This window comes from Bradyrhizobium sp. GW821-FHT13H05, from assembly GCF_058804065.1.
This window is the reverse complement of sequence record NZ_JBXAPO010000002.1, coordinates 683286-710225: the sequence shown is the minus strand read 5'-3', so window position 1 is coordinate 710225 and position 26940 is coordinate 683286. Positions and strand designations below refer to the sequence as shown.

Annotated in this window: 23 protein-coding genes; 11 read left to right on the top strand and 12 right to left on the bottom strand. The window is 64.1% G+C overall.

The genetic code is table 11. The annotated features are described in order from the left end of the window. Positions 1-6: 6 nt before the first annotated feature. Positions 7-507 (top strand): Dps family protein, encoded by a 501-nt coding sequence (locus AC1RR3_RS07670; protein WP_492820986.1) that lies wholly within the window; start codon positions 7-9, stop codon positions 505-507. A 147-nt stretch (positions 508-654) separates the two neighbouring features. Here the strand turns inward: AC1RR3_RS07670 and AC1RR3_RS07665 are convergent, their stop codons facing one another. After that, the gene (locus tag AC1RR3_RS07665; RefSeq protein ID WP_492820984.1) at positions 655-1638 is read right to left on the bottom strand and encodes a helix-turn-helix domain-containing protein; all 984 of its coding nucleotides are present in this window, start codon (positions 1636-1638) and stop codon (positions 655-657) included. A gap of 378 nt (positions 1639-2016) precedes the next feature. Here AC1RR3_RS07665 and AC1RR3_RS07660 point away from each other — a divergent pair, with 378 nt between their 5' ends. Beyond that, on the top strand, positions 2017-4896 hold the full coding sequence (locus AC1RR3_RS07660) for an ATP-binding protein (protein ID WP_492820982.1): 2880 nt from the start codon (positions 2017-2019) through the stop codon (positions 4894-4896). Positions 4897-4902: 6 nt separating this feature from the next. Here AC1RR3_RS07660 and AC1RR3_RS07655 read toward each other — a convergent pair whose 3' ends face one another. From AC1RR3_RS07655 to AC1RR3_RS07625, 7 genes are all read right to left on the bottom strand, one after another. Further along, positions 4903-5622, bottom strand: coding sequence for a hypothetical protein (locus AC1RR3_RS07655; RefSeq protein ID WP_492820980.1), 720 nt, complete (start codon positions 5620-5622; stop codon positions 4903-4905). Positions 5623-5729: 107 nt separating this feature from the next. Further along, the gene (locus AC1RR3_RS07650) at positions 5730-6773 is read right to left on the bottom strand and encodes an alpha/beta fold hydrolase (protein WP_492820978.1); all 1044 of its coding nucleotides are present in this window, start codon (positions 6771-6773) and stop codon (positions 5730-5732) included. A gap of 60 nt (positions 6774-6833) precedes the next feature. Then, positions 6834-7790, bottom strand: a complete 957-nt coding sequence (locus tag AC1RR3_RS07645) for an alpha/beta fold hydrolase (RefSeq protein WP_492820976.1) — start codon at positions 7788-7790, stop codon at positions 6834-6836. 15 nt (positions 7791-7805) lie between these two features. Then, on the bottom strand, positions 7806-8762 hold the full coding sequence (locus AC1RR3_RS07640; protein WP_492820974.1) for a heme-binding protein: 957 nt from the start codon (positions 8760-8762) through the stop codon (positions 7806-7808). A gap of 84 nt (positions 8763-8846) precedes the next feature. Then, positions 8847-9548 (bottom strand): type 1 glutamine amidotransferase domain-containing protein, encoded by a 702-nt coding sequence (locus AC1RR3_RS07635; RefSeq protein ID WP_492820972.1) that lies wholly within the window; start codon positions 9546-9548, stop codon positions 8847-8849. 183 nt (positions 9549-9731) lie between these two features. Continuing rightward, positions 9732-10439 carry a hypothetical protein gene (locus tag AC1RR3_RS07630; RefSeq protein WP_492820970.1) on the bottom strand — a complete coding sequence of 236 codons (708 nt, stop codon included), beginning with the start codon at positions 10437-10439 and terminating at the stop codon, positions 9732-9734. Between the two features lie 118 nt (positions 10440-10557). Continuing rightward, the gene (locus AC1RR3_RS07625) at positions 10558-13401 is read right to left on the bottom strand and encodes an ATP-binding protein (protein WP_492820968.1); all 2844 of its coding nucleotides are present in this window, start codon (positions 13399-13401) and stop codon (positions 10558-10560) included. Positions 13402-13721: 320 nt separating this feature from the next. Between AC1RR3_RS07625 and AC1RR3_RS07620 the strand changes: the two genes are divergently transcribed. From AC1RR3_RS07620 to msrA, 6 genes are all read left to right on the top strand, one after another. Further along, positions 13722-14390, top strand: coding sequence for a sensor histidine kinase (locus AC1RR3_RS07620; RefSeq protein ID WP_492820966.1), 669 nt, complete (start codon positions 13722-13724; stop codon positions 14388-14390). Positions 14391-14522: 132 nt separating this feature from the next. Beyond that, complete coding sequence (locus AC1RR3_RS07615) at positions 14523-15212, top strand: VOC family protein (RefSeq protein WP_492820964.1); 690 nt, start codon at positions 14523-14525, stop codon at positions 15210-15212. 244 nt (positions 15213-15456) lie between these two features. Then, entirely contained in the window at positions 15457-16770 is a 1314-nt protein-coding gene (locus tag AC1RR3_RS07610) for an epoxide hydrolase family protein (protein ID WP_492820962.1), read from the top strand. Positions 16771-16831: 61 nt separating this feature from the next. Further along, positions 16832-17680 carry an enoyl-CoA hydratase/isomerase family protein gene (locus AC1RR3_RS07605; RefSeq protein WP_492820960.1) on the top strand — a complete coding sequence of 283 codons (849 nt, stop codon included), beginning with the start codon at positions 16832-16834 and terminating at the stop codon, positions 17678-17680. Between the two features lie 108 nt (positions 17681-17788). Continuing rightward, on the top strand, positions 17789-18211 hold the full coding sequence (locus tag AC1RR3_RS07600; protein WP_492820958.1) for an OsmC family protein: 423 nt from the start codon (positions 17789-17791) through the stop codon (positions 18209-18211). Between the two features lie 128 nt (positions 18212-18339). Next, the gene (gene msrA, locus AC1RR3_RS07595; protein ID WP_492820956.1) at positions 18340-18855 is read left to right on the top strand and encodes a peptide-methionine (S)-S-oxide reductase MsrA; all 516 of its coding nucleotides are present in this window, start codon (positions 18340-18342) and stop codon (positions 18853-18855) included. A 69-nt stretch (positions 18856-18924) separates the two neighbouring features. Here the strand turns inward: msrA and AC1RR3_RS07590 are convergent, their stop codons facing one another. After that, the gene (locus AC1RR3_RS07590) at positions 18925-19659 is read right to left on the bottom strand and encodes a type 1 glutamine amidotransferase domain-containing protein (RefSeq protein WP_492820954.1); all 735 of its coding nucleotides are present in this window, start codon (positions 19657-19659) and stop codon (positions 18925-18927) included. Between the two features lie 133 nt (positions 19660-19792). On the opposite strand from AC1RR3_RS07590, the gene AC1RR3_RS07585 reads away from it, so the two are divergent. Further along, positions 19793-20752 carry a LysR family transcriptional regulator gene (locus AC1RR3_RS07585; protein ID WP_492820952.1) on the top strand — a complete coding sequence of 320 codons (960 nt, stop codon included), beginning with the start codon at positions 19793-19795 and terminating at the stop codon, positions 20750-20752. 18 nt (positions 20753-20770) lie between these two features. On the opposite strand, the gene AC1RR3_RS07580 is transcribed toward AC1RR3_RS07585, so the two are convergent. Together AC1RR3_RS07580 and AC1RR3_RS07575 are read right to left on the bottom strand one after the other, a co-directional pair. Then, entirely contained in the window at positions 20771-21319 is a 549-nt protein-coding gene (locus tag AC1RR3_RS07580) for a VOC family protein (RefSeq protein ID WP_492820950.1), read from the bottom strand. A 122-nt stretch (positions 21320-21441) separates the two neighbouring features. Next, positions 21442-22131 carry a type 1 glutamine amidotransferase domain-containing protein gene (locus tag AC1RR3_RS07575; RefSeq protein WP_492820948.1) on the bottom strand — a complete coding sequence of 230 codons (690 nt, stop codon included), beginning with the start codon at positions 22129-22131 and terminating at the stop codon, positions 21442-21444. Between the two features lie 246 nt (positions 22132-22377). On the opposite strand from AC1RR3_RS07575, the gene AC1RR3_RS07570 reads away from it, so the two are divergent. Further along, entirely contained in the window at positions 22378-22560 is a 183-nt protein-coding gene (locus AC1RR3_RS07570) for a hypothetical protein (RefSeq protein WP_492820946.1), read from the top strand. Between the two features lie 246 nt (positions 22561-22806). Here the strand turns inward: AC1RR3_RS07570 and AC1RR3_RS07565 are convergent, their stop codons facing one another. Continuing rightward, complete coding sequence (locus tag AC1RR3_RS07565) at positions 22807-25647, bottom strand: ATP-binding protein (protein ID WP_492820944.1); 2841 nt, start codon at positions 25645-25647, stop codon at positions 22807-22809. A 297-nt stretch (positions 25648-25944) separates the two neighbouring features. Between AC1RR3_RS07565 and AC1RR3_RS07560 the strand changes: the two genes are divergently transcribed. Beyond that, positions 25945-26934 carry a Bug family tripartite tricarboxylate transporter substrate binding protein gene (locus tag AC1RR3_RS07560; RefSeq protein ID WP_492820942.1) on the top strand — a complete coding sequence of 330 codons (990 nt, stop codon included), beginning with the start codon at positions 25945-25947 and terminating at the stop codon, positions 26932-26934. The last annotated feature ends 6 nt before the right edge of the window (positions 26935-26940 follow it).

Genomic DNA, 26940 nt, shown 5'->3' with positions numbered 1-26940 from the left:
ACGAACATGACCAAGGCAGATCTCCAAAGCCCGACCGATCTCGGCGCCAATGCGAACCGGGACATTCCCGCCGCACTGCGCGCTCTGCTCGCCGACGTCTTCGCGCTTTATCTGAAGACCAAGAATTTCCACTGGCACATGTCGGGCAGCCATTTTCGCGATTATCACCTGCTGCTGGACGAGCAGGCCGACCAGATATTCGCCATGACCGACGACATTGCCGAACGCGCGCGCAAGATCGGCGGCACGGCGCTGCGCTCGATCGGCCAAATCGCACGCGAGCAGCGCATCCTCGACAACGACGCCGATTATGTCGATCCCCTCGACATGCTGGCGGAATTGCGCAGCGACAACCAGCAGCTGACGCGGGAGATGCGGCGCGTGCACGAGCTTTGCGACGAATATCGCGATGTCGCGACCGCCAGCTTGATCGAGAACTGGATCGACGAGGCCGAGCGCCGGATCTGGTTCCTCTACGAATCCGGCCGCACCGGCCCACAAGCGTAACGTCTCGAACCATCGCGACGACAGACAAGAAAAAGGAGCCGCCCTGTATGGGAGCAGGGCGGCCCCAAGAGGCTCGTAGACCCGGGAGGAGGAGGGCTCGAGCCGGCGCAAGCGAGGGGACTTGCGCCTAAAGAATCGCCATACAAACTACGCGGCAGCGCTGGTGATCCAGTCCCTGTCCGGAACCGGCCGACGCCGCGGCAGTGCTTCGAGCTCATGGCGCTCGCCCTTGCTGGCGAGGCGCCAGCGCGCAGGCGACTGGCCGCTGATGCGCTTGAAGACGGTCGAGAAATGCGCCTGCGTGCTGAAGCCGACGGCCAAGGCGATCTCGGCCAGCGGCCGCCCGGTCGTTGCGAGCAGTGTCTTCGCATGCTCGATCCGGTGATTGAGCAGGTATTCGCGCGGCCGGTAGCCGGTCGCGGTGCGGAACTGTGCCGCAAAGTGCATCCTTGACAGGCCGGCGACATTGGCGAGCTCGGACAGGCTGATGCAACGCTCGAAATGATCGGCGATGTATTGCTCGACACGCCGCAACCGCCATTTCGGCAACGCATTGACCCGCGCGCGCGGTGGCTCCAGCCGCGCAAGGTGCATCGCAAGGGTCTGGCCGATGCAGCGCGCGAATTGATGGTCGGCGGCATCGCCGCGCTCCGTCAGCGCTCTGGCGAGCTCGGCGGCGAGCGGGTCGCGCAGCAGGACGAGGTCGTCGAGTCCGTCGCCCGCAGGTGATTGCGCCGGGAAATGGTCAACGGAGATGTGGAAGTGCAGGAACGCGCAAGGCGTCTGGAATTGTGCGCCGAGGGGCTTCGACGGCGCGCTGACATAGAGTGTCCCTGCGGGCATGGCGCCGTCGAAAATGATCTGGCGATCACGGGTCAGTCGCGCGCGCGTGGTCTTCAAGGCGATGCCGACGAAATAGCGATCCTCCGGCGTCGTCGCGTCGTGCGATGAGGTCTCTCTGAAATCCTCCCATCGCGAAATCGTGATGTCCCCGATCCCAGCCTCCGCGCCGTGGTCGATGCGACGCCATTCGCGTTCTTTGGGGATCGCCTGTACTGCCTGGATCTGATGATCCCGTGGGCCGGCCTGAAGATCGATCCAGGCGTGCGCCGCCTGCAAGTCAGTAAACATCGCTCGTCCTCTCTTGGCATCGCGGCCGCTGGCGGCGACCGGCAAACTCTCAAGCCCAAAGCGTCCAACAAGGCTTTGAAGGATGCTTGTCATGTTCAGAGGATAGGCGTGAGCCGGACAAGAAGCCCGTTAGTGGTGATTAGGATGTGTTAGATTTTGTGCGCGCTCACAGGGTGTGGCAGCCCGTCGCAGTGCGTTTGATTTTGTCCAGTTTTTCAATGATTTGCGCAGGCCGGTGTGATGTGAGAACACTGCTGGATATCACGTGGCGATCGATGTGCCGTTGTGAGGCCGGAGCATGCCCTCGCTGGACCGCGCATTGATGGCGGGTATAGTCGCCGCGCATTTGAATGAAGTGGTCGTCAAGATGAGTCAGAAGTGACCGAGCTTCCGGCAGGACACAGGTCCCATGGCAATGGCGCCGGAGCGAGCCTCGATCTCGAGGCCGTGTCGTTCGGCCCCTTTTCGCTGAGATCGCGGCTGCTCGAGAAGGATGGAGCTCCGGTCAAGCTCGGCAGCCGTGCGATGGATATTTTGCGCCTGCTCGTCAGCCGTGCCGGCGAAGTGGTGCCGAAGAACGAGATCCTCAGCTATGCATGGTCCGGTCTCGCGGTCGAGGAGATCAGCCTGCGCGTCCATGTCGCCGAGCTGCGCAAGGTGCTCGGTGACGGCAGGGAAGGCGCTCGCTACATCACCAACGTTCCCAGCCGCGGCTATTGTTTCGTCGCGCCCGTGCAACGTGGCGAGCACAACGCTGCTCCGGCACCCGCGCCGCGTGCCCCCGAAACAACGACACCGCCTGCAGCTTTGCCGCACCGGCTGGACCGGATGATCGGCCGGGACGATGTTCTGGCGGAACTGTCGGCCCGTCTGCTCAGCGACCGCTTCGTCACGTTGCGCGGGCCGGGTGGCATCGGCAAGACCACCGTTGCGACCGCGCTTGCGCACGAGATGTGGCAGACCTTCGAGGGAAACATCCATTTCCTCGAATTCGGTCCGCTGAAGGATGCCGCGCTGGTCGCGAGCACCGTTGCTGCTGCCCTCGGCCTGGTGGTGCATCACGACGACCCCTCGGGCAGCATCGTCAATTTCCTCCGCGGGCGGCGGCTGCTTCTCATCCTCGACAGCTGCGAGCACGTCATCGACGAGGTCGCGCGCCTCGCCGAGAACATCTACCGCGAGGCGCCCGGGATCGCGATCCTCGCCACCAGCCGCGAGTCGCTGCTGGTCGAAGGCGAGCAGATATTCGAGCTCGTCCCGCTGCCGGGCCCGCCGCAAGGCGCCCGCCTCAGCGCCGGCGAAGTGCTGGATTATCCCGCCGCGCAGCTGTTCGTGGATCGCGCCGCCGCCGCGGGTCATCGCGGCGATATCACGGACGATGATGCCGAGGTTCTCGCCGAGATCTGCGGCAAGCTCGACGGCATTGCACTGGCGATCGAGCTCGCCGCCGTGCGCGTCGGCGTCTACGGCTTGCGGGAGATGGCCGCGCTGCTCGACTCCAGGCTCAAGCTCGAATGGCGCGGGCGACGGACGGCGCCGCCGCGGCAGCAGACGTTGGGGGCTACGCTCGACTGGAGCTTTGGCCTGATCGGCGAAAGCGAACGGATGGTGTTTCAGCGGCTCGCCATTTTCGCAGGTCCCTTCACGCTCAAGGGCGCGATCGCGGTCGCGGCCGACGATGGTGCACCGGCCGATCGTGTCGTAGATGCGCTGGAGCAGCTGGTCGCAAAATCGCTGGTGTCGGCGCAGCCGGACGGCGCCTCGCGGCGTTATCGCCTGCTGGATGCCACGCGCGCCTATGCCATGCAGAAGCTCGCCGACGGCGGCGAGGCGGCCGCGATCGCGCGCCGTCATGTCTCTTATGTTCAGCGCACGCTCGAATCCGGCATGGCGGAGCAGGGCGGCGATCAGGCCGCCCGCCTGCAGGAGCGTGCAAGCCTGCTCGCCGATGCCCGCGCCGCGCTGGAATGGAGCTACGCCAGCGACGATGGCTTGGCCTTGTGCGTGCCGCTCGCCGGCAGCACCGCAAGGCTGTTCGTCGAGCTCAACCTGCTGAACGAGGCGCGGATCTGGTCCGGCCGCGCGCTCGCGACGCTCGATGACGTCAACCGGGGCGGCCGATGGGAGCTCGAACTTCGGTCGACGCTCGGTCACGCCTTCATGTTTACCGAGCGCAACAGCGAGCAGGCTGAGACGGCACTGCGGCGCGGGCTGGAAATCGCGGAAGCGCTTTCCGATCACGCCAATGCGTTCAGATTGCTGTCGCGGCTGAACATGTTTTATCGTCGCACCGGAGATTACCGGCATCTGGTGCCGACCGCGCGCCAGGCCGAGCGCATTGCGCGGCAGATCGGCGATACCGCGGGGATCGCGGGCAGCAAGGCGCTCCTTGGCGTGTCGTATCATCTCGTCGGCGACCAGGCCGAGGCGCAGGCCCATCTCGACGAGGGCGTGCGTGACGACGCTGCGCTGCGCGGAACGCAGCCGGGTCATTTCGCCTATTCGCGTACGCCGCAGATTCCGCTCGCGCGGGTGTTGTGGCTGCGCGGCTTTCCCGATCGTGCGCTCGACTGCGTCCGCCCGCTGGTCGGTGCCGCGGCGCCGCGCGACGTGGTGATGCATTGCATCGCGCTGTGCTGGTCATCGTCGGTATTCGGCTGGGTCGGCGACTGGGCAGCCGTCGAGACGATGACGGACCGCCTCGCGACGCATGCGAACGTGCATGGGCTCGCTCCTTACGAAGCCGTCGCCACCGGCTTTCGCGCGCAGACCATGATCGCCCGCGGCGAGGTGGCCGGCGGCATCGACCGGCTGCGGACTGCGCTTCCCCGCCTGCATGCGGACCGCTACGAGCTCTACGCCTCGGCGTTCGCAGCCGACCTGTCGCGCGGACTTGCGGCGTTGGGACGATTGACGGAAGGATTGCAGGTCCTGCAAGAGACCATCGCCCGCGTCGAGCAGGGCGGCGGCGGCTTTGACATGCCGGAGCTGCTCCGCCGCCGTGGCGACCTCGAAGCGCGCAGCGGCGATCTCGATGCCGCCGAAGCGAGCCTTGCCGCGTCTCTCGCGCTGGCCGAGCAGCAGGGAGCCTTGTCCTGGCAGCTGCGGACCGAGATGTCGCTTGCAGCGCTGCGGCGTCAGCAGGGCGCGAAAAATCGGCTCGACGATCTCGCCGTGACCTATGCGCGCTTCACAGAAGGATTCGAGACGGTCGATCTGAAAGCGGCGCGGCTGATGCTGGAAGCGCCATTTGCCTGAGAAGGGTCAGTCAAACCGAAAATCGGCGAGATCGATCGACACCATCAGCTCGTCGCGCAGCGGCATCAGATCGTCGCCGCGCAGATAGATGCGCCGGCGCGTCGGGAGCTTGAAGCCGTCAACACTGACGGGATCCGACACATAGTGAGCCGCCGGAAAATTGCCGGCGATCTCGATCCGATAGTCATGGCGGCGGATGAGCATATCAGGGCCGAAATAGAAATCCTGCTCGGCGCTGTGGCTCGCGATCATGGCCGGGAATGTCGCCCGTAATCCGGGCCATGTCTCGGTGCCCTCGTGCCACGGCTCGATCTCCCGGATATCGAATCCCTCCATGGCAAGCAGGAAGGGCGTGGTCATGTACGTCCACAGCGCATAGCCGTTGAAATAGGCGCGATGCAGCGGGTCCCAATGCGTCCGCATGTCGTGTCGCGCGAATGAGGCGCGTGGATCGTTGCGCATCGCGACGATGCGTCCGTCGGCGGCGACGATCGCGATCCGCTCGGGACTGAACGCGGTGCGCTGGCCGGGCTTGCCGAACGGCTCGACCGAGCCCCGCTCACGATGCAGCTCGATCCGCATCGTGCGCGGCGCCTGATCCTGGTCGACGCCCTTCAACGTCCAGAGATCGCCTCCCGTCACGATCGTCGCGGTGAGAAGTCTGTGGGCCTTCCATCGATCGAGCCCGCCATGGGCCTCGATCGCATTCGCCAGCAGCGGAATCATCCGGCGGTTCCTTCTCGCATCGGAGGTGTCTCCCCAATGGAGATACCCCCGGGCGCAGACGATCGCCCGTTAAGTGTTGTTAAAGGCCGTTGGCAGGCCCCCAGCGCCTAGGCTTCTGCCATGACGTCCAACACCGCGTCCGCAAAAGCCTTTGGCGCCTCCTGCGGCAGATTGTGGCCGATGCCGCCCTTGATGGTTCGATGCGAATAGCGCCCGGAGAATTTCTTGGCATAGGCGGACGGTTCCGGATGCGGCGCTCCGTTGGCGTCGCCCTCCATCGTGATGGTGGGTACGGTGATGACGGGTGCCTGCGCCAGCCGCGCCTCGTCGTCGGCATATTTCGCTTCGCCATCGGCGAGGCCGAGCCGCCAGCGATAATTGTGGATCACGATCGCGACATGGTCCGGATTGTCGAACGCCTTGGCGCTGCGGTCGAAAGTGGCGTCGTCGAAGTGCCATTGCGGGGAGGCCAGCTGCCAGATCAGCCTGGAGAAGTCGTGGCGGTACTTGTCGTAGCCTTCACGGCCGCGCTCGGTCGCGAAGTAGAACTGGTACCACCATTGCAGCTCGGCCTTGGGCGGCAGCGGCATCTTGCCGGCCTGCTGGCTGCCGATCAGATAGCCGCTCACCGACACCATCGCCTTGACCCGCTCCGGCCACAGCGCGGCGACGATGTTGGCGGTCCGTGCGCCCCAGTCGAATCCGGCGATCGTGGCCTTGTCGATCTTGAGTGCGTCCATCAGCGCGATGATGTCGGCCGCGATCGCGGCCGGCTGTCCGTTCCGCATCGTCGCATCCGACAGGAAGCGCGTGCTGCCGTAGCCGCGCAGATAGGGCACGATCACGCGGCGACCGGCCGCGGCGAGTTGCGGCGCGACATCGACGAAAGCGTAGATGTCGTAGGGCCAGCCGTGCAGCAGGATCACGGGCGGACCGTCGGCGGGCCCGGCTTCGGCATAGCCGACATTGAGGAGGCCGGCGTTGACCTGCTTCAGCGATGCGAACGCGGTGTTGGCGCCCGGCCTGCTGACTGCGGCGAATTTGGCCGGCTTCGCCTCGGCCGTCATGCCCAGCGAAAGCTGCGCCGCTGCAAGCGTCATGGCGGCGCTCCCGAAGAAGCGGCGACGTTCATGGTTGATGCTGTCGGACATGCGTGTCTCCTGTGGTCGTTGCTTGGTCCGCAGCGTGGCGAGACGCCACGCCGTCGTTGTTCAATCCTTGTGTCCATCCAGCCGTGCAAGGAAGTCGCGGACGAGCGAAGCGATCTCGTCAGTGGCTTCATCCAGCGCGAAGTGGCCGGCGTCCAGGATGTGGACTTCAGCCTCAGGCACATCGTCGCGATAGGCCGCAGCGCCGGCGACCGCGAAGGACGGATCGTACTTGCCCCAGACCACCAGCGTCGGCGGCCGCGTCTTGCGCAACCAATCCTGCCACTTTGGATAGGAGGCAACGTTGGTCCTGTAATCCAGGAACAGCGTGGTCTGGATCTCGGCCTGCCCAGGACGCGTCAGGAAGGCGTATTCATCGGTCCAGGTGTCGGGGTCGTAGCGCTCGGGATGCGGGCTGGAGCCGAGATGCCGCTGACGCGTCGCCTCCAAGGAGGTGAAGTTGGTCTTCAGCGCCTCGATCTCGTGTACCGGGTCGGCCCAGTATTTGCGACGCGCGTCCCAGAGCGGACTTAGCCCCTGCTCGTGCGACACGGCGTTCTGGATCATGATGGCGCGGACGCGTTCCGGCTGCGCCAGCGCCATGCGGAAGCCGACCGGGCCGCCATAGTCCTGCATGAACAGGACGTAGTTGGTGAGGCCGAGCTTGTTGGTCAGCTCACTCATCACGCCGGCGATGTTGTCGAAGGTGTAGGTGAAATCGGACGGCGGCGGCGCGCTGCTATTGCCGAAGCCGGGATAATCAGGCGCGATCAGGTGATATTTGTCTGCGAGCAGCGGTAGCAGGGGCTCCCACATCCGCGACGAGGAGGGAAAGCCGTGCAGCAGCAGCACGGTCGGGGCGTCGGCCGGCCCGGCCTCGCGGTAGAAGATCTTGAGGCCCCGGACATCGACGGAATGATAGCTGATCGAGCGCCGGCTCGATCGCAGATACTGCGCCGAAGCCTGCACGGATTCGCACGCAAGCGCGGCCGAGAGGGCGAGGGTGGCTGGAATGTTCATGTCGTCGCTCCGATGTCAGGCCGCTGCGCGGTCGTCCGATCCGGCACCAGCGCGGGCCGCAGCTTCAGCGCGCCGGACGACGTCCGTGAGCTCGGGCGTAAAGCTTTCGTCGCCGTCCTCGATGTGCCCGGTCAGCCGCGCGGTGACTTCCTGGAACACCCAGCCATTGCCGTCGGGGTCGTTGAACGAGGCGTAGGAAGCGTAGCTTTTGCGCTGCGGATTCGGACCCGCGGCAAGATCGCTCGCGCTGGCGTGATGGAATATGCCGCCGGGATCGTGGAACGGCTCGCTGACAGTGATGCCGCGCCGGCGAAGATCATCACACGCGGCCTGGATGTCGGATACGATGAAATGAAGGCCCTTCACGGAGCCGGGAGCAGCCGTGGTGAGGTTGCTGCCGAAAATGACGGAGCAGCCCGAGCCGGGAGGCGTGAACTGGATCACGCGATAGCTGTCCTTGCCCTGATAGTCGATGTCGAGCCGCCAGCCGAGGTCGGCATAGAAGCGCTTGGCGCGCGCGACGTCCGAGACCGGCAGGACGACGACCTCGATCTTCATGTCGACCCTATCGGTGGTTGCGGGTTCGCGAAGCCCGGCCTCGAGGATGTCGACGTCCTGCTCGACGGTACCGCCACTGATGCCGACGCCGGCGACGAGCTGTCCGCCGATGGTCAGCGGCGCGCCGCCGCCCATCGAGCAGAAGCGTCCGCCCGCGACGCCCATCAGCGGAAAGAGAGCCTGTCCAGGCTGCACCATCGGAGACAGGTCGGAGGTTCGAAGCCCGACCAGGGCGGACGTGTACGCCTTCCGCTCCGACAGTTCGAGCGAAAATGTCGGCGCGCCACTCATACGGTGCTTGAGGATGACATTGCCGTGGATGTCGATGACGCAAACGGCGACGGGAACCCTGGCGCGTGCAGCCTCTGCTTCAATGCGCTCTGCGATTGTCTTCGTGTAGGCAAGCAAGTCCATGATCGTGTCCTCTCCGAGGAATATCGCGGCGGAGTCGAGAGGCGCCGTCGCAGGCGCCTCCCGAGATGCGACCGCATCCGGAATCTACGACGCCTTCGCCATCGGCTTGCGCTTGAGGGCGGCGAGCAGCGTCTGCGCCGCCGGGCCCGACGAATGCGGGTTCTGCCCCGTGATCAGCTGGCCGGCGCTGACGACGTGCACGCCCCAGTTTGCCGTCTTCGAGAACACCGCGCCGAGCTTCAGCATCTCGTCCTCGACAAGGAAGGGCACGACCTTGGTCAGGCCCACGTCCTCTTCCTCGCCGTTGGTGAAGCCGGTGACTTCCTTGCCTTGCACGAGCGGCTTGCCGTCGGGTGTCTTGACGTGGCGCAGCGCGCCGGTCGAGTGACACACCACCGCGATGGTCTTGCCGGCGGCGAGGAAGGATTCGATCAGCTTGACCGAGTCCTTGTCTTCGGCGAGGTCCCACATCGGGCCGTGACCGCCGGGGTAGAAGACGGTGTCGAAATCTTCCTGCCTGACGCTGTCGAGGCGCACGGTCTTGTCGAGCTGGGCTTCAGCGGCCGCATCTTCCTCGAAGCGCAGCGTGAGGTCGGTGCGGAACTCGGGCTCGTTGCTCTTGGGATCGAGCGGCGGGCGGCCGCCCTTGGGCGAGGCGAGGGTGATTTCGGCGCCGGAATCCTTGAACACGAAATAGGGCGCCGCGAGCTCTTCGAGCCAGAAGCCGGTCTTGCGTCCGGTGTTGCCGAGCTGGTCGTGCGAGGTGATGACCATCAATACTTTCATGACACTGTTCCCGTGATTGCGTTTGCTGGATGACGCGCCCTCTCGTGGCGAAAGTGCGTCGGTGCAAGTCTTCGGCGAGCTCACGCGTTCGTTCGTCGCTCGCAGACGCAATCTGCACCCAAGTCGGGTTGTTGGCTCGTTATGTCGTGTTAGACGTTGCGAGTGCTCTTGCGCGTGTCGCCACTACTCGAAGACGGCGTCAAAAATCTCGACGTCCATCAGCACGGGCTTGGCGATCACGGTTCCATCAGCCTGCAGTGTCTGCACACGCCGAAGCGTCGGCACCACGATGCCGCCGAAACTGTCATGGGCCCAGGAGTGATGTGTGACCTTCATCCCGAAGAGATCGTGATCCATCCGCCGTTGCAGCGCGTTCTCGTCGAAATGAAAGATCTGCTCGGGCGCGAGCGTGATCAGCTGCGCGGGGAACTGCGCCTTAAGCCGGCGCCAGGTCTCGGTGCCTTCGCGCCAGGGCGACAGCTCCTCCACCACGACGTCGGGGTGCGCGAGCAGGAACGGGATCGTCAGATAATTCCAGATCGCGACGCCGCAGAAGAAGACGAGATGCAGTTCGTTAGCAAGCGCGGGGGAACTCGCTTCCGGAAACGCCAGGCTCGGATTGCGCCAGGTCCGCAGCACCTCGCCATCCAGGCTTTCGATCGTGATCGCATCCGGTTGAAAGGAGCCTGAGTGCTCTCCCCCGGTGATGCCGGTGAAGCGGACGGATTGCGTCCGGGTCGAGCCCTCCGCGGTGACATCCTTGAATTCGCTGGCGTGCCCGGCGCTGGAAAACAGCGTTCCGGCAACGGAGAGGTGGAGCGTGAACCGGCTCAAGCTATTCCAGCGGGCCATCCCGCCGCTGGCATCGATCACATCGTCAAGAAGCGCCATGTCCCGCCATATCCACCATGAAGTGTGACCACCATGGCGGGGCGCATGCGGCTTGGCGTGTTAGAAGTTGTTAGGAGTTGCGAGCGGGCACTTAGGCGGTATCTCTTTGAAGATACTCTCAATTCAGCGCGCCCAGGAGCTCCCTTGCAGCTAGCAGATCGCGGGTCTGGAGGCCTTCCTGGTACCGCGCCACGAGCGGGGCGAGCAGGTCGCGTGCCTCGCCGGCCTTTCCGGCCTGACGCCAGACACGGCCGAGGCTGATCGCCCCCCGCAGCTCCCAGCCGAGCGCGCACTGCCGGCGTGACAGATCGAGCGATTTCCGCAAGCAATTCTCGGCCTCCGCGGCATGGCCAGAACGAGCCAGGATGTCGCCTTTGACCCTGAGCATCTCCGGCATGTCGAAGGATTCGCCGTGATCCGGAATCTGGGCGATGGCCTCATTGATCGTCTGCAAGGCCTCGTCGGGCTGGTTCTGGGAGGCAAGGCCTTCCGCCAGCGCCGTCGCAAACACCGTCGTCATGATCCGGTGCCGCGTGGCGTACAGCGTGGCCTGGCTGCGGCGAAGATGCTCGATCCCGCCGGCGACGTCGCCGCGGCGCAGCAGCAGCTCGCCCTTCTGGCCGATGCCGACCGCATGATAGGGGCCGAGGAAGTGCCGCTCGGCATGGTTGATCAGCCGCTCTATCAGGATTTCGGCACTGGCCCAGTCGCCGACCCAGAGGAACACGTAGATGGTCCAGATCAGGGAGATGCCGAGCGTGAGCGGCTGTTCGAGCTGCTCGGCCGCGCGCACCGTGTATCTGGCGGCCTCGATCGCCCGATCGGGCCGGCCGGTGAGCCAGAGCCCGCGCGCCAGCGCCACCAGCGCGACGATGCGGTCGTCATAGCCGAGATGGCCGATGTTCAGCCGCTGCGAGCCGGGATTGTGCACCATCGCGCTCTCGCAGAACTGCACGGCCTTGTCCTGATTGCCGATCAAATGATGCGCGACGCCCAGCATCCACTCCACGTTCAGCGCGGCGGCTGGATCGTTCAATTTCCGCGCGACGGCTTCGCCCTGGACGCCGGTTCCGAGCGCGCCGTGAAAATCCCCGACCCTGGTCAGGTAGATGTGCAAGCCGCGCAGCAGCCAGAGCTGCCAGTGCAGGTCCTCGAGCTCCTGCGCAAGCTGGAGACTGCGCGTGAACGCGGACCGGACTGCTTCGGTATTTCCTTGCGTGAACATCACGGAGACGCCGAGCGCGGCTTGCAATGTCATCTCCTGGCGGCTGTCCATCGGACCCGCAGCGAGAGACGTCAGCGCCTGCTGGGCCCAGCGGTAGCACTCCGTCAGCAACGTCAGCTCAAGGAAGAACTGGGCCGCCGAGGCCGCCAGATCCGCGCCGATCGTCCGGTCGCCGCGCTCCGAAAAGCTCCAGGTCAGGGCGGCCCTGACATTGGGCAGATGGTCGGCATAGGGAAGGAAGCCACCCGCGCTCTGCATGCCCGTAGACTTAAGCGCAATGTCGCGCAAAAAATCGCGGAAATATTCGGCATGCGCGCGTGCGACGCGATCAGCTTCTTCGTTCTCGACCAGCTTATTCCCGGCGAAAGCGCGTGTCGTGTCGAGCAGGCGATAGCGCAGTCGCCGCTCCGCAGGCGAGGTCGCGATCAGGGATTTGGAGAGCAGGTTCGAGATCGCCTCGACCGCTTCGGGCTCGCCGATGCCCTGGCTGGATGCGACCGCAAGCGCGGCTTCCAGCGTAAACGGCCCGACGAACACCGACAATCCGCGCAGCGTCGCGCTTTCGGCCGGCGGCAGCAAATCGTAGCTCCAGGCGAGCGCGGCGCTTAAGGTCTGGTGCCGCGGGATCGCGGTGCGCCGTCCTCGCCACAGCAGCGAGAAGCGGCTGTCGAGCAGCGAGGCGGTCCCGGCAATGCCATAGGCATTCACGCGACCGGCGGCGAGCTCGATCGCGAGCGCGATGCCGTCCAGCCGCCGGCAGATCTCGGCGACCAGCGGCGCATCCTCTTCATTGAGTTCGAATTCGCCCAGGCTCTCGGCAATGCGTTCCACGAAGAGCTGGCTTGCGGGATAGGCAAGGATGTCGGCGATGCCGAGCCCGTCTCGCTCTGGCGGGCAATCCAGTGGAAACAGCCGGTGGACGCGCTCGCCCTCGGTGCGAAAGGATTCGCGGCTGGTGGCGAGAATATGCAGCTCTGGCGCCTCCTGGACGATGCGCTCGGCGACGGGGGCGAGCTCGTCGAGGATGTGCTCGCAACTGTCGAAGACCAGCAGTGTCCGCCGGCTGCGCAGGAACGTCAGCAGGCCCGGCATCGGGTCGTCGGAATTGACAGTCAGGCCCAGCGCTGCCGCAATCGTTCCGGGAACGAGCCTGGCATCCGTCAGCGCACCGAAATCGACGAAGCACACCTGGCCGTCGAAGGCCTCCAGCTCGCGGTGGGCGACGGTGAGCGCGACCGAGGTCTTGCCGATCCCGCCGGGGCCGACGATGGTGACGAACCGGTGCAGGGCAAGTTCGGCGGAAATCTTCTCGACCGCCTCGTCCCGCCCGATCATCCTTGCAAGCGCCGAGGGCAGCGAATGGGGCGAAGCGACAGGCTGGCTGGCCCGGTTCTCCGATGGAGCGGCTTGAAGCAGCGGGGCGGTGAAGCAATAGCCGCGTCCGGGGACGTTGACGACGTAGCGCGCGCCTTCGCCGGCATCGCCCAAGGCCTTGCGCAGCGTCGTGATGTGGAAGCGCAGGCTGCCTTCGTCGACGGTCACGTCGGACCAGACCCGCTTGATCAATTCCCGCTTGTCCACGACCTCACCGGCGCGTTCGGCGAGAAAGATCAGAATGTCGAGCGCGCGGCCGCCGAGGTGAAGCGGGGCGCCGTCCTTCTCCAGCAGCCGCGACTTTGCGAATAGCCGGAATGGTCCGAAGGCGATCGCCGAATCCTGGTCGTTGGTGTCCGGCACGGGGCAATGCTTCCAGAAAGTGCTAACGTCTGTACTTTGGTCTACCAGAGCTCGTCAGTAAACTGACCGAAAGTGGCGAAATCGCGTGGCCATCGCCGCGCACACGAGGAACAGCATCGCGAATTTTGCTTAAACGCGAGCAGTTTATGACGCGACCGCGACAATCTGTCAGTGGGCTTGACCGTCGCAGCGAAAGTGCCAGCTGCGAAAATGTGAGGCCGCCGATCATAACAGAATCTTGCAACGTCTAACGAGCAAAACGCGGCCGATGCATCCAGTATGGCCTTCGAGTTAGGTCCTATTCCAACGGGGAGGCTATCATGTCCGCCATCAGCTCCATGCAGGACGGCAGCGCGGTTCGATCTCAATTCGTCGCCAGTCTTGACGATCAGTCGCGTGATTGGGAACTCGTGCTGCGGGAGTCCCACCACCGCATGAAGAACACGCTGACGCTGCTGGGTGCGTCAGTCCGTCGCGATTTTACGCGGGCAGGTCCGAAGGATGTCTCGGTTGCGGTGGACCGGTTCGAGCGGCGCATCGTTGCCTTCGGCAGGCTCTATCAGCTCCTGTCGGACAATGACGACCAATCGTTGATCTCCGTCGAAGCGTTCTTCGAAAATCTCTGCGGAGCGATCTCCGAAGCAGTGCTGGAGCCCGCGGGCGTCCGCTGCGAGGCTGCGATCGAGAGCGGCATCCTGCCGGCATCGCAATGCCATCGGCTCGCGCTGATGCTGACGGAGCTGGTCACGAACGCGGCAAAGCACGCCTTTCCGAACAAGAATGATGCGCTGATCCGCATTGACGTGGCCAATCGCGACGGCGCATGGTTTTGCACGGTCGCCGACAACGGCATCGGCGCAACCGGTCCGCTCCAGGGCACCGGCAGCCGCATTCTGGAAGGGCTCGCACGCAGCATCCACGCGCGGTTGCATGGCGAGGCGGGACAGGGCGGCACGCGGGTGACCATCGTGATGCCGGCCGCTGCATGAAATCGCCTCGGCTTCCAACCGATAACGAGCCTTAACATCCCATAACGAGAAAAAGTGCCCGGTCTGCGCGAAGGTGATGGTGCAAACAGCGGGTTCGACTTCGAACCTGCGCTAGACATCAGGGAGTTCGACATGGCCACACTCGAAATCGACCGCGACGCCGCGACCAGGTCCCCGGCATCACGGCGTGTTGATCTGAAGCTCGAAGTCGTCGTGATCCCCGTGTCCGACGTTGACCGCGCCAAGGCGTTCTACGCGCGTCTCGGCTGGCGACTGGATGCCGATTTCGCCTCCGGCGACGACTGGCGCGTGATCCAGTTCACGCCGCCGGGCTCGGCCTGCTCGGTGATCTTCGGCAGGAACGTCACGGCCGCCGCGCCCGGTTCGGCACGCGGCTTGTATCTGATCGTCTCCGATCTCGAAGCCGCACGACAAGAGCTGCGCGATCGCGGCATCGACGTCAGCGAGCCGTTCCACGGCGCCGGCGATGTGCACGTCGGCCCGCACGAGCCGTATCTGTTCGGCAGCATTCGCGTCAGCGGTGCTGACCCCAAGCGCGGGAGCTACAGCTCGTTCGCTTCGTTCAGCGATCCCGACGGCAATGGCTGGTTGTTCCAGGAGGTCACCGCGCGATTGCCCGGCCGCATCGAGGCGAGCGGTACGAATTTCGCCTCGCAGACCGATCTGGCCGCGGCACTGCGCCGCGCGGCGGCCGCGCATGGCGAGCACGAGAAGCGGACCGGCGGACATGACGAGAATTGGGCCGATTGGTACGCCGACTACATCGTGCGCGAGCAGGCCGGCCAGCCGCTGCCATCCTGAAATTGTTGCAGTCCCCGATCACGGCGCGCGATGACCTGGTCGTCGCGCGCCGTTTGCGTTGTATCGCGCGCGTCGCAGCAGCATCGGTCGCTCGCCTTGATCATGCAGACTCGCAAGGGCTAACGCACTCTAACAACCCATAACGAGCAAATCGAAAGCGCCTGCGCCAATCTCCTTGCACGACGAACCGATGTCTCGATTTCGAACTCGGTCAACATACCGACCAAAGCAAGAGAGATCAAAAATGACCACGCAAGCACGCACCGACATCCTCAACCCCGACCGCCGCCAGTTGCTCGGCCAGGCCGCGATGACCGCGGTTGCCGCCAGCGTCGCGAGCCTGCTGCCGCTACGTCCGGCAAAGGCGGCGGCAAGCGGCGCGATCCGCCCGTTCCACGTCAACGTGCCCGAGGAGGATCTGCTCGACCTGCGTCGTCGCCTCGCCGCAACGCGCTGGCCCGATCGCGAGATCGTCGCCGACCAATCGCAGGGCGTGCAGCTGACGACGGTGCAGCAGCTCGTGCGCTACTGGCAGAACGACTACGACTGGCGCAGGATGGAAGCGCGGCTGAACGCCTTGCCGCAATTCGTCACCGAGATCGACGGCGTCGACATCCACTTCATTCACGTGCGCTCGCGCCACGACAATGCGCTGCCGATGATCGTCACGCATGGCTGGCCCGGTTCGGTCATCGAGCAGATGAAGATCGTTGGTCCGCTCACCGATCCGACCGCGCACGGCGCCACGGCGGCCGACGCGTTCGACCTGGTGATTCCCTCGCTCCCCGGCCACGGCTTCTCCGGCAAGCCGACCGCGCTCGGCTGGGACCCGCAGCGCGTCGCGCGGGCCTGGATCGTGCTGATGAAGCGGCTCGGCTACAATCGCTACGTCGCGCAAGGCGGTGATTGGGGCAATGCCGTCACCGAGCAGATGGCGGTGATCGCGCCGCCGGAATTGCTCGGCATCCATACCAATATGCCGGCCACCGTTCCCGACGACATCGCCAAGGCACTTCAGCCCGGCGGGACACGGCCGTCGAACCTCTCGGCCGACGAGCGCATGGCTTACGACCAGCTCGACGATTTCTACAGGCACGGTCTCGGCTATGCGATCGAGATGTCGAACCGGCCGCAGACGCTCTATGGCCTCGTGGACTCGCCGGCCGGCCTTGCGTCCTGGATGCTGGATCATGACGCGCGCAGTACTGCGATGATCGCGCGGGTATTCGACGGCAAGACGGAAGGCCTGTCGCGCGACGATGTGATCGACAACATCACGCTTTACTGGCTCACCAACACCGCGGTCTCGTCGGCGCGGCTGTACTGGGAGAACAAGCTGGTGTTCTTCGAGCCCAAGCACATCAGGATACCGGTCGCCGTCAGCGTCTTCCCCGACGAGATCTACGCCGCGCCGCGCAGCTGGGCGGAGAAGGCCTATCCGAAGCTGATGCACTACAACCGTCTCGACAAGGGCGGCCATTTCGCGGCCTGGGAGCAGCCCGCGCTGTTCACCGCGGAAATGCGTACCGCGTTCCGCCCGCTGCGCCAGTCGATCTGAAACCGGAAGGGATGCGCGGTGCCGCGCGTCCCTTCATTTCCCCGCACATCAGGAGCCAATCATGAATCGCCCCGAACGCACCTTCACGACCGACGACATTCGCCTGGAGCGCCGCCTGCCGACCTACTGGCGCGTCACCTTCGATATGCCACCGGTGAACATCTTCGGCCCGAAGCATCTTCCGCTGCTGGGCGACATCATCACCGCGATCGAGACTGATCCTGAGGTGAAGGTCGTCGTCTTCGACAGCGCCGTCGAAGGCTTCTTCATCACGCATTACGATTTCCTCGCGCCGCTCGAGGACTCTCTGAGCATCCCGCCCGGGCCGACCGGCCTCCAGGCGCTACCCGACATGCTGGTGCGCCTCAGCCGCGCGCCCGTTGTGTCCATCGCCTCGATACGGGGCCGTGCGACGGGTGTCGGGAGCGAGCTCGCGCTCGCAAGCGACATGCGCTTTGCCAGCCGCGAGAAGGCGATCCTGTCGCAATGGGAGGTCGGTGCGGGCCTGGTGCCCGGCGGCGGGCCGATGGCGCGATTGCCGCGCCTGATGGGCCGCGGCCGCGCGCTCGAAGTTCTGCTCGGTGCCGACGACATTCATGGCGATCTCGCCGAGCGCTACGGCTATGTGAACCGGTCGCTGCCGGATGCCGAGCTCGACGGCTTCGTCGAGGCGCTGGCGATGCGCATCGCGTCCTTCGACAAGGACGCGATCGCCGAGACCAAACGCCTCGTTGACGTCGCGAGCCTGCCGCCTGACGTCGAGATCAAGCCGGAGTGGGACGCATTCCTGGCTTCGCTCGGCCGCCCCGCAAGCCAGAGCCGCATCAAGGCGCTGATGGCGCGCGGCTTCCACCGCGCCGGCGATGTCGAGAACCGGCTAGGCTTCCATGTCGGACAGGTTGGTGCCTAAAGGAACCGCTGCGGCGCTTGGCCGGTTGGAATGCGACAGGCGGTCGTGCCAATGTCGCTTTTCTTCGATACCGAGCGTCGGTGCTGAAATCAAACAAGGAGAACCACGATGATCCGCAAGGCAACAGCAGTCTGGAAAGGCACCGGTCGCGACGGCACCGGCCATATATCGAGTGAATCCGGTGTGCTCGCCGAGACGCCCTATTCGTTCAAGACCCGCTTCGAGAACGAGAAGGGCACCAATCCCGAGGAATTGATCGCAGCCGCCCATGCCGGCTGTTTTACGATGGCGCTGGCTTTCGGTCTTCAGATGGCAGGGTTCACACCGGACGAACTTTCGACGGAAGCCGCCGTTACGCTCGAGCCGGAAGGCAAGGGTTTCAAGATCAGCAAGTCGGCGCTCACTCTGCGCGCCAAGGTGCCGAACCTGGATGAAGCAGGCTTTGCGAAGATCGCCGGCGAGGCCGAGAAGAATTGCCCGGTGTCGAAGGTGCTCAACGCCGCAATCACGCTCGACGCCAAGCTGGGCTAGAGATGAATTGTCAATGTCCATCCGGTTCTGAGGAACCGGGTGGACATAAACGAGGTGTCCGCCTTTCGGACGGGCCGCCGAATGCCTATCATAAGGCGGATAGAGAGCGATCAAGCGGGAGCGGACAGATGACGACAGAGCGCGCAGTTTTGGCCGGAGGCTGTTTCTGGGGCATGCAGGATCTGATCCGCAGGCAGCCTGGCGTGATCTCGACCCGCGTCGGTTACACCGGCGGGCACGTCAAGAACGCCACTTACCGCAATCACGAAGGCCACGCCGAAGCGATCGAGATCATCTTCAACCCGGCGAAAACGAGTTTCCGGACCATGCTGGAATTCTTCTTCCAGATTCACGATCCGACCACGCTCAATCGCCAGGGCAATGACCTCGGTACCAGCTATCGCTCGGCGATCTTCACGACCAGCGACGAGCAGAAGCGGGTCGCCGAAGACACCATCGCCGATGTCGGGGCATCGGGCCTGTGGCCCGGCAAGGTGGTGACCGAGGTCGCACCCGCGGGCGAGTTCTGGGAAGCCGAGCCGGAGCATCAGGACTATCTTGAGCGCTATCCCGACGGCTACACCTGCCACTTCATCCGGCCCGACTGGAAGCTGCCGCGCCGCGCGGCCGCCGTGGGCGGTTAGGGCGTAGTTTTCTGAACCTCCTTTAGAAACGCAGAGCGGAAGTCGCCAACCTCGAACACGGTTGGTGGCTTATGGCCTTCTAACTGAAGTGCGAGAGGTCGCCTCAGGCCCGACTCCTTCACTGGCCCGCTTAAGGAGCCTGTCGATCAGCGCGTTTGCCGCGGGACCAGACGACGCGGGGTTCTGTCCAGTGATGAGCTGACCATCGACCACGACATGAACGCCCCAGTTCCTCACCTTGGAGAATACCGCGCCAAGCTCGAGAAACTTGTCCTCAATGCGAAACGGAATGGCGTCGATCAGCCCGGCGCTCCGCGCTTCGCCGTTCGTGAAGCCCGTCACCCGCCGCCCCGCCACAAACAGGGCCCCGCTGGGATTTCGCACATACCTCAAGGCTGCCAACGCTTGGCAGACGAAGGCGATGGTCTTGCCATCTGCGATAAATCCCTCGATCAGGTCGATCGAATTCTGGTCCTCGGCAAGGTCCCACATTGGGCCGTAGCCGCCGGAATAGAAGACGGTATCGAACTCGTCCAGCAACACGCTGTCCAGTCGAACCGTGTTGGCGAGCCGCGCTTTGGCGCATTCATCGGCATCGAAGCGTCGTTTTAGGTCGGTCTGGAAGTTCAAGCCATGGCTATTCAGATCAATGGGCGGCTCGCCGCCTTTCGGCGAGGCGAGCGTTATTTCCGCGCCGGCTTCCTGGAACGCATAAAATGGTGGCGCAAACCCTTCAAGCAAAAAGCCTGTTTTTTGGCCAGTGTTGCCTTGGCCATGCGAGGTCATGACCATCAGAACTCTCAAGGCGCCTCTCCTTCGCAATAGTGCGGTATCGAAATACGATGGTGGCTATGGTGTGTTGAAGTGACAGGTCTGGGCCTTGCGTTGGCTGAAAGATGTGGTTCGGGAGCGCCTCAGACAACGCGAAAGATTGAGATTGGGTATTGCCAAAAACCGGCAGAGTGACGAAAGGCTTGAAGTGATGGAGTGGGGCGATATTCGCGTCTTCCTCGGGGTTGCGCGTGCTGGTCAGATGGCAGGCGCCACACGTTCGCTCTCTCTCGACCATTCGACGATCAGCAGGCGAATCGCGCGGCTCGAGGAGAAGATGGGTGTCACCTTGTTCGATCGGGCTGGGCGGCGCCTGAGTCTTACGAAGGAGGGCGCAAGGCTGCTTGAGGCGGCCGAGAAAGTGGAATCGATTATCATCAGCGAGGTTCAGAGCCTGGGCGAAAGCCGCAAGCAAATCGCCGGACGCGTCCGGATCGGAACCTCGGTCGGCTTCGGAGCGCATTATCTCGCGGGCAGACTTCCGCGCCTGACCGCCGCCTTTCCGGGCCTTGAAATCGAGCTGATGGAAGTGCCCCGAACCTACTCGCTCGGCATGCGCGAAGTCGATATCGCAATTGTCATGGATCGCCCTGAAGCAGGCGACATCCGCTTCAAAAAGCTGACAGCCTATTCGCTCGCGGTCTACGCATCGACCAAATATTTCGAAGCGCGCAATCGGCCGCTTGATCTCGAAGCGTTCCGCGACCATCGATGGTGCGGCTTCATCAGCGAGCTGCTATACACTTCCGAACTCGATATGCTGACGTTCAACGAGATTTCGATCACGCCGGAGTTCCGGACGATGGGCGTAACGGCGCATCTGGAAGCGGTTCGGTCCGGCGCGGTTCTGTCTATACTCCCCTGCTATATCGGTGACTTGGAATCGAGCTTTGAGCGCGTACTGCCCGAACACGCTTGGCTTGAACGCACGTACTGGGTCGCCGTGCACCGCGATCAAGCCGAGTCGCCACGCGTGCGAGCCGTCATTGACGAGATCGAGCGATGGGTTCGCGAGGATCGGACAACGATCTATCCAATGAAACCAGGCGGTAGCGACACGGATTGATCGCGGCGGCGATACGGCCTAATTTGCGCTGACGAGTTGCGCGCGCCGCACGACGTCGGTGAGCTCGGGTGTGAAGCTCGTGTCCTCGACATCGAGGTGGCCGGTCAGCCGCGCGCTGACTTCCTGAAGCACCCAGCCATTGCCGTCCGGATCGCTGAACGAAGCGTACGATGCATAGCTCTTGCGATCGGGATTCGGGCCACCGAGCACAGTCTTGCCGCTTACGTGATGAAAGATCCCCCCAGCGTCGTGAAAGAGCTCGCTGACGGCAACGCCGCGACGGAGCAATTCATCTCTGACAACCACGATGTCTGAGACGACAAGGTGTAGATTGCCTATTGAGCCCGGCTTGTCAGCCGTCACGCCCTTGCCGAAGATGATTGAGCATCCCGACCCAGGCGGGGTGAACTGGATAAGCCTGTAATCGGCTTCATCCGCATAGTCGATGTCGAGCCTCCAGCCGAGATCGCTATAAAATTGCTTGGCACGGTCCACATCCGATACGGGGATGACGACGACCTCAAGCGCCATATTCATGGCGTGCCGGATTGGTGTTTTGCTCTGCATGTTTGACTCCTTATGATTGACAACGCCGAAGTGTTTTTCTGTGATTTTGCAGTGGTTATTCTGTTCATGAGCGCAGACTCGTCGGACAGATGAGGCGCACGGAGGCGCCCCCCCAAGCTTCGTCATTTGCCCCGCTTGCGAAGGGTGTTGATTAACACGCGTGCGGCGGGGCCAGAGGATGCCGGGTTCTGGCCGGTAACCAGCTGGCCGTCCACTACGGTGTGAACGCCCCAGTCCTTGACCTTGGAGAAGATCGCTCCAAGGCTAAGCAGTTCGTCCTCGACGAGGAACGGGACAACTTTAGTCAGGCCAACGCCTTCCTCTTCACCGTTCGTGAAGCCAGTGACCTCGCGTCCTGCCACGAAGGGAGTGCCGTCCGGGTTCTTCACGCGATGAAGGGCGCCCGGCGCGTGGCAGACAAGACCGAAGGTCTTGCCGGACGCGATGAAGCTCTCGATCAGCTTGATGGAATCGGGATCCTCGGCCAGATCCCACATCGGGCCGTGACCGCCCGGATAGAAGACAGTGTCGAAGTCTTCTTGGCGGACGCTGTCGAGGCGGACCGTATTGGCGAGCTGCGCTTTGGCGGGCTCGTCGGCATGGAAGCGGCGCGTCAGGTCGGTCTGGAAGCTTGGCTCATCGCTCTTCGGATCGAGCGGCGGCTGCCCGCCCTTGGGCGAAGCGAGCGTCATTTGGGCACCGACCTCCTGGAACGCGTAATAGGGGGCAGCGAGCTCTTCGAGCCAAAAGCCGGTTTTCTTGCCCGTATTCCCGAGTTGGTCATGCGAGGTCAGAACGATCAGAACTTTCATGGTACTTCTCCTTGGTTGGTTTGATGGAAGGGTTGCCAGGGTCAAAACTGCACCGTCGTTCGCCGCAGGACCGGCGACGATTTCGTGATCTGACAATCAGGTAGACTGTTGAAGGTGTGTCGCCCTACGGCGGACTTTGAAACAATGGCAGGAAATCCATTGTGAGTTGCTCCTTTAGGCGCAGCAACTCTCGTTCGCGCTCAAACTCTTTGCGCGGCAGTTGCTGACTTTAGTTCGCCATTTCTCTTGAGCCGCGGCGATGCCCGCTACGGCCCGTGGTGTAATTTCAAGATGCCGCCCAAGAGCATTTGGGACAACGCGAAAGAATGGGATTGCTTGTTGCAAATTGCCAAAATCGGCAATGGCATCCGTTTCGCTTTGAAAGCGATGGGGAACCTGAATCAGGCGGAGGTTGGCGCGAACGCTTGAACTTCGCAGATATTGGGCCGCTCGATCTCCTGGAGCCGACCTCAGAGCTGCTCGCTTGAAATGATCGGCTCACTTTGAAGCTGTGTTGGTTGGTGTCCAGCCGTCGATGGTCGAGGGCAACCCGGAGAGGGGCCGCGAGTCCGGAATTGGCCTTTTGCCAACCAGCCGGCGGCGAGCTGGCCATATCTGGCCTTGAACACTGACCGGACAGGGCTCAGCCTCGGAGCGGGCTGACCGGGTCTATGATCACGCGCGCAATTGGGCGATCAGCTCTCGCACGTTGCGCATGTCCGCGATGTCGCTGCCTTCGGTGAACGATGCGCGTGCCCGATCGAGAATGACCAGCGCCTCCGCATTCTGGCCAGCCCCGATCATGATCCGCGCAAGGCTGGTCGCGCATCGCAGCTCCCAGAACCGCGCGCCCTGTCGGATCGCAATGTCCATGGCCTCGCGAAAGCGCGCTTCGGCGTCCCCTGCGTGCCGCGCGCTCCTGAGCATCAATTCTCCCTTGATGCGGATCAGCTCCGGCAGATACCAGAGCTCCTGCCGGTCGTTGCAGCGGGTCAGGACGTCCTCGATCACGTCGAGGCCGCGATCGACCTGGTCGGCTTCGCCGGAACACGCGGCGAGCTCGCCGAGCAAAGGAAGGAAGCGCGGCAGGAAGCGGGCATCGCCGGCGCGGTTGAGTTCTTCGCGCAGCAGCGGCAGGCCGATCGCGACGTCGCCGCGCTTCGCCATGACCGCCGCATTGAAGGCACGGGCCCACAGGCCCCACAGCCGGATGGCGTGCCGCTCGGTGTGTTCGAGCAGCTCGGTGCCGTGGCGCTTGGCGGCGTCGAAATCGCCGGACCAGAACGCGATCGGGCATGCGGCCTGTCCGAGCACGCTGCAGAAGGTCAGGGCGTGGCCGTTGGCGCGGCCTTCCTCGATGTTTCTGGCCGCGAGCGCCTGGGCCTGGTCCGCGAGGCCTTGCAGCCACAGGATGCGGGCCCGGAAATATTGCGTGGATATTCTCAAGTCGAGCGGAAAGATCTTCGGCTTCTCCGCCAGCACATGCAGCGATGCGTTCACCCGGTCGATGCGCAGCCGCGCATCATTCTGGTCGCCGAGATAGTGCAGCGCCACGGCCGTCAGCCGGTCGCCCAGCATGACATCGGTCCTGTCGGGCGAGTTTGCCGCGGCATTTGCAAAACGATCCGCCAGCGCGCGCGCCTTGCCGAACTGCCCGTTGTTGAACTGGTCGATGCACAGGCCCCAGAGCGCGCGCAGCCGGAAGTCCTTGTCGTCGAGCCTGTCGGCGAGCTCAAGAGTGGTCTCGAGGATCGGGCGCGCCTCGCGCGCACGCCCCTCGCCATACATCAGCGACCAGCCGAGTGCTGACAGCAATTGCATGCGGATGCGGTCGTCGCCGCCGGTGTCGCCGAGCGCCGCGAGCGCCGTTCTCGATCGCTCCCGGCATTCGGCGAACAGCGAGAGACGCACCCACAGCGTGACCGCAGCCGCGGTCAGCGCGATTCCCAGCGCAGCGTCACCGTCGGGTGCGAAGGCCCAGTCCAGCGCCGCGCGCACATTGTCCAGCTCCGCGCCATAGACGCTCAGCCATTCCGGCAGCGGCGTCGACGTGTCGGCCTCGGCACGTTCGAAGAAGTCGCGGAAATGCTCGGCGTGGCGCCGCGCCACCTGCCTGGTTTCACCGAGCTCGTTGAGCTTGCCATGGGCATAGGTGCGCGTGGTGTCGAGCAGCCGGTAGCGCAGCGTCCGCGCGCCGGACGGTGCGATCAGGGATTTGGTGACCAGGCTGTCGATCGCCTCCAGCGTTTCCGATGCGCTGAGGCCGTCGCCGGCCGCGACCGTGGCAGCGGCCTCCGGCGCGAAGGGGCCGGCGAAGACCGACAATCGCCGCAAGGTGGCGCTCTCGGCCGCGGGCAGCAGGTCGTAGCTCCAGTCGAGGGCGGCGGCGAGCGTCTGGTGTCGCGGCACGGCGGTGCGCCGTCCGCGCCATTGCAGCGAGAAGCGGCTGTCGAGCAGGGAGGCCGTGCCGGCGATGCCGTAGGCATTGACGCGGCCCGCCGCGAGCTCGATGGCCAGCGCGATGCCGTCGAGCCGCCGGCAGATGCTTGCGACGAGCGGGGCCTCTTCCGCACTGAGCTGGAACGGACCCGAGCTCTGCGCGATGCGCTCGACGAAGAGTTGGGCCGCAGGGTAGGTGAGGACCTCGGCGACACCGAGGCCTTCCCGCTCCGGCGGACAATCGAGCGGGAAGAGCCGGAAGATGCGTTCGCCTTCGCTCCGGAACGACTCGCGGCTGGTTGCGAGAACGCGGAGCTGCGGCGCTTCGCGAACGAAGCGCTCGACCAGCGGGGCCAACGCATCCAGCACATGCTCGCAACTGTCGAAGATCAGCAGGGTAGGGCCGGTCTTGAGAAATGTCAGCAGAGCGGGCGTCGGATCCTCGGCGCTGATGGTCAGCCCGAGCGCGGAGGCGATGGTGGTCGCAATGTGGCTGGCATCGCGCAGCGGGCCGAAGTCGACGAAGAAGACGCGTCCGCCGAAATCCTGGGAGCGGCGATGCCCGACGGTGATGGCGACGGCCGTCTTGCCGATGCCGCCCGGGCCGACCACGGTCATGAAGCGATGGAGCGAAAGTCCGTTCGCTATCTTTTCGACGATCTCTTCCCGCCCGACCATCTTCGAAAGCGGCGCGGGCAGGGAGCGGGGAGGCAGGATGTCAACGGTGGGCTGAACGACCGGCGCCGCCATTTGGGCAAGCGACGCGACGAAGCAATAACCGCGGCCGGGCACGTTGACGACATAACGGGCCGACTTGCCGGTATCGCCGAGCGCCTTGCGCAGCGCTGCGACGTGGAAGCGCAAACTGCCCTCGTCAACATTGACGTCGGCCCAGATGCGCTTGACCAGCTCTCTCTTGTCGACGACCTCGCCGGGGCGCTCGGCCAGGAAGATGAGAATATCGAGCGCGCGGCCGCCGACGTGGAGCGGCGCGCCCTCTTTTTCCAAAAGCCGGGACTTCGGAAACAGTCGAAATGGCCCAAAGGAAATGGCCGAGTCTTCGCTACGATCTGGCACGCGCCATTGCCCCCGCAACGGGAGTCAAAAGGTATTACTTTCTGCTCTATCAGAACGAGGCGTACAGTAAACTGGTCGAAAGCAGTGGGCATGGCTGGCAGCCCTGCGTGGACAGCTTGGGTCGATCGATTCCTTGAAATAACGTTTTAAAATTAACGACTTAGGTCTTCCGTTGTGCCGACGGCGGTTGGGCTCTTACCCGGATGGAGCATTGACGCCGGCCGAGAATTGCTGCGATGGGACCGTCCGGGAGCCGGTCCCGCCTCGACAGTGACTACCGACTTCCGGAATTGTGACATGCCCTCCTACTCGCGGCGACAGGTCGTCCATGCGTTATCGGGCGCAGCGGCGCTGGCCGCCATTCCATGCCCCGGGCAAACTGCCGATTATCCGTCTCGTCCCATTCGCCTCGTGCTTCCCTACGGCGCCGGCGGCGCGGGTGACCAGATCGGGCGTCCCTGGGTGGACAAGATGTCGTCGCTGCTCGGGCCGACCTTCGTCGAATATATCGGCGGTGCGGGCGGCGCGATCGGGGCCGCGACGGTCGCGCGCGAGGAGCCCGACGGCTACTCGCTGCTGCTCGGCAATGGCAGCACGCAGGTCATCATTCCCCTGACCTCGAAAAACCCCGGCTATTCCGTCGGCGATTTTCGCGCCATCTATCGCCTGATCAGCACCGCGCTGGTCTTCGCCGTCCATCCCTCGGTGCCCGCCGCGGATCTGCGTGAGCTGATCGCCTACGCGAAGCTCAATCCGGGGAAACTGTCCTACGGGACTCCCGGCATCGGCACCGGCAATCATCTGGTTGGCGAATCCTTCAAGCAGCAGGCCGGCGCGCTGGACATGGTCCACGTGCCGTATCGGGGCATTTCGCAGGCGACGAACGATCTCGTCAGCGGCCAGATCTCGCTCGTGATCGGCGTCCTGTCCGACCAGTTGATGCAACTGGGCGAGACCGGGAAGGTCAGGCTGTTGGCTGTCACCACCGAACGGCGGTTGAGTGGTGCGCCGGCGATTCCGACCGCCGTCGAATCCGGCATGCCGGATCTCCGCTATGAGGGCTGGTTCGGCATCTTCGCACCCAGGCAGACCGACGATGCGATCATCGATCGGATCGCGCAGGCGACGCGCGTCGCAATGGCCGACCCGGCGCTTCAAGCAAACTACCGTGCGCAGGGTATCGAGCCGGACAGCGATTCAAGTCCGGAGAAATTCCAGCGCATTATCGATTCGACAACGGCGAGCCTGGCGCCCGTAATCAAATCGATCGGGCTGAGCAATCTGTGAGGCCGC

What these genes read in the sequence shown, in the direction of transcription:
- AC1RR3_RS07670 (WP_492820986.1), top strand. Translation starts at nt 7, where the DNA reads ATGACCAAGGCAGATCTCCAAAGCCCGACCGATCTCGGCGCCAATGCG.
- AC1RR3_RS07665 (WP_492820984.1), bottom strand. Translation starts at nt 1,638, where the DNA reads ATGTTTACTGACTTGCAGGCGGCGCACGCCTGGATCGATCTTCAGGCC.
- AC1RR3_RS07655 (WP_492820980.1), bottom strand. Translation starts at nt 5,622, where the DNA reads ATGATTCCGCTGCTGGCGAATGCGATCGAGGCCCATGGCGGGCTCGAT.
- AC1RR3_RS07650 (WP_492820978.1), bottom strand. Translation starts at nt 6,773, where the DNA reads ATGTCCGACAGCATCAACCATGAACGTCGCCGCTTCTTCGGGAGCGCC.
- AC1RR3_RS07645 (WP_492820976.1), bottom strand. Translation starts at nt 7,790, where the DNA reads ATGAACATTCCAGCCACCCTCGCCCTCTCGGCCGCGCTTGCGTGCGAA.
- AC1RR3_RS07640 (WP_492820974.1), bottom strand. Translation starts at nt 8,762, where the DNA reads ATGGACTTGCTTGCCTACACGAAGACAATCGCAGAGCGCATTGAAGCA.
- AC1RR3_RS07635 (WP_492820972.1), bottom strand. Translation starts at nt 9,548, where the DNA reads ATGAAAGTATTGATGGTCATCACCTCGCACGACCAGCTCGGCAACACC.
- AC1RR3_RS07630 (WP_492820970.1), bottom strand. Translation starts at nt 10,439, where the DNA reads ATGGCGCTTCTTGACGATGTGATCGATGCCAGCGGCGGGATGGCCCGC.
- AC1RR3_RS07620 (WP_492820966.1), top strand. Translation starts at nt 13,722, where the DNA reads ATGTCCGCCATCAGCTCCATGCAGGACGGCAGCGCGGTTCGATCTCAA.
- AC1RR3_RS07615 (WP_492820964.1), top strand. Translation starts at nt 14,523, where the DNA reads ATGGCCACACTCGAAATCGACCGCGACGCCGCGACCAGGTCCCCGGCA.
- AC1RR3_RS07610 (WP_492820962.1), top strand. Translation starts at nt 15,457, where the DNA reads ATGACCACGCAAGCACGCACCGACATCCTCAACCCCGACCGCCGCCAG.
- AC1RR3_RS07605 (WP_492820960.1), top strand. Translation starts at nt 16,832, where the DNA reads ATGAATCGCCCCGAACGCACCTTCACGACCGACGACATTCGCCTGGAG.
- AC1RR3_RS07600 (WP_492820958.1), top strand. Translation starts at nt 17,789, where the DNA reads ATGATCCGCAAGGCAACAGCAGTCTGGAAAGGCACCGGTCGCGACGGC.
- msrA (WP_492820956.1), top strand. Translation starts at nt 18,340, where the DNA reads ATGACGACAGAGCGCGCAGTTTTGGCCGGAGGCTGTTTCTGGGGCATG.
- AC1RR3_RS07580 (WP_492820950.1), bottom strand. Translation starts at nt 21,319, where the DNA reads ATGCAGAGCAAAACACCAATCCGGCACGCCATGAATATGGCGCTTGAG.
- AC1RR3_RS07575 (WP_492820948.1), bottom strand. Translation starts at nt 22,131, where the DNA reads ATGAAAGTTCTGATCGTTCTGACCTCGCATGACCAACTCGGGAATACG.
- AC1RR3_RS07560 (WP_492820942.1), top strand. Translation starts at nt 25,945, where the DNA reads ATGCCCTCCTACTCGCGGCGACAGGTCGTCCATGCGTTATCGGGCGCA.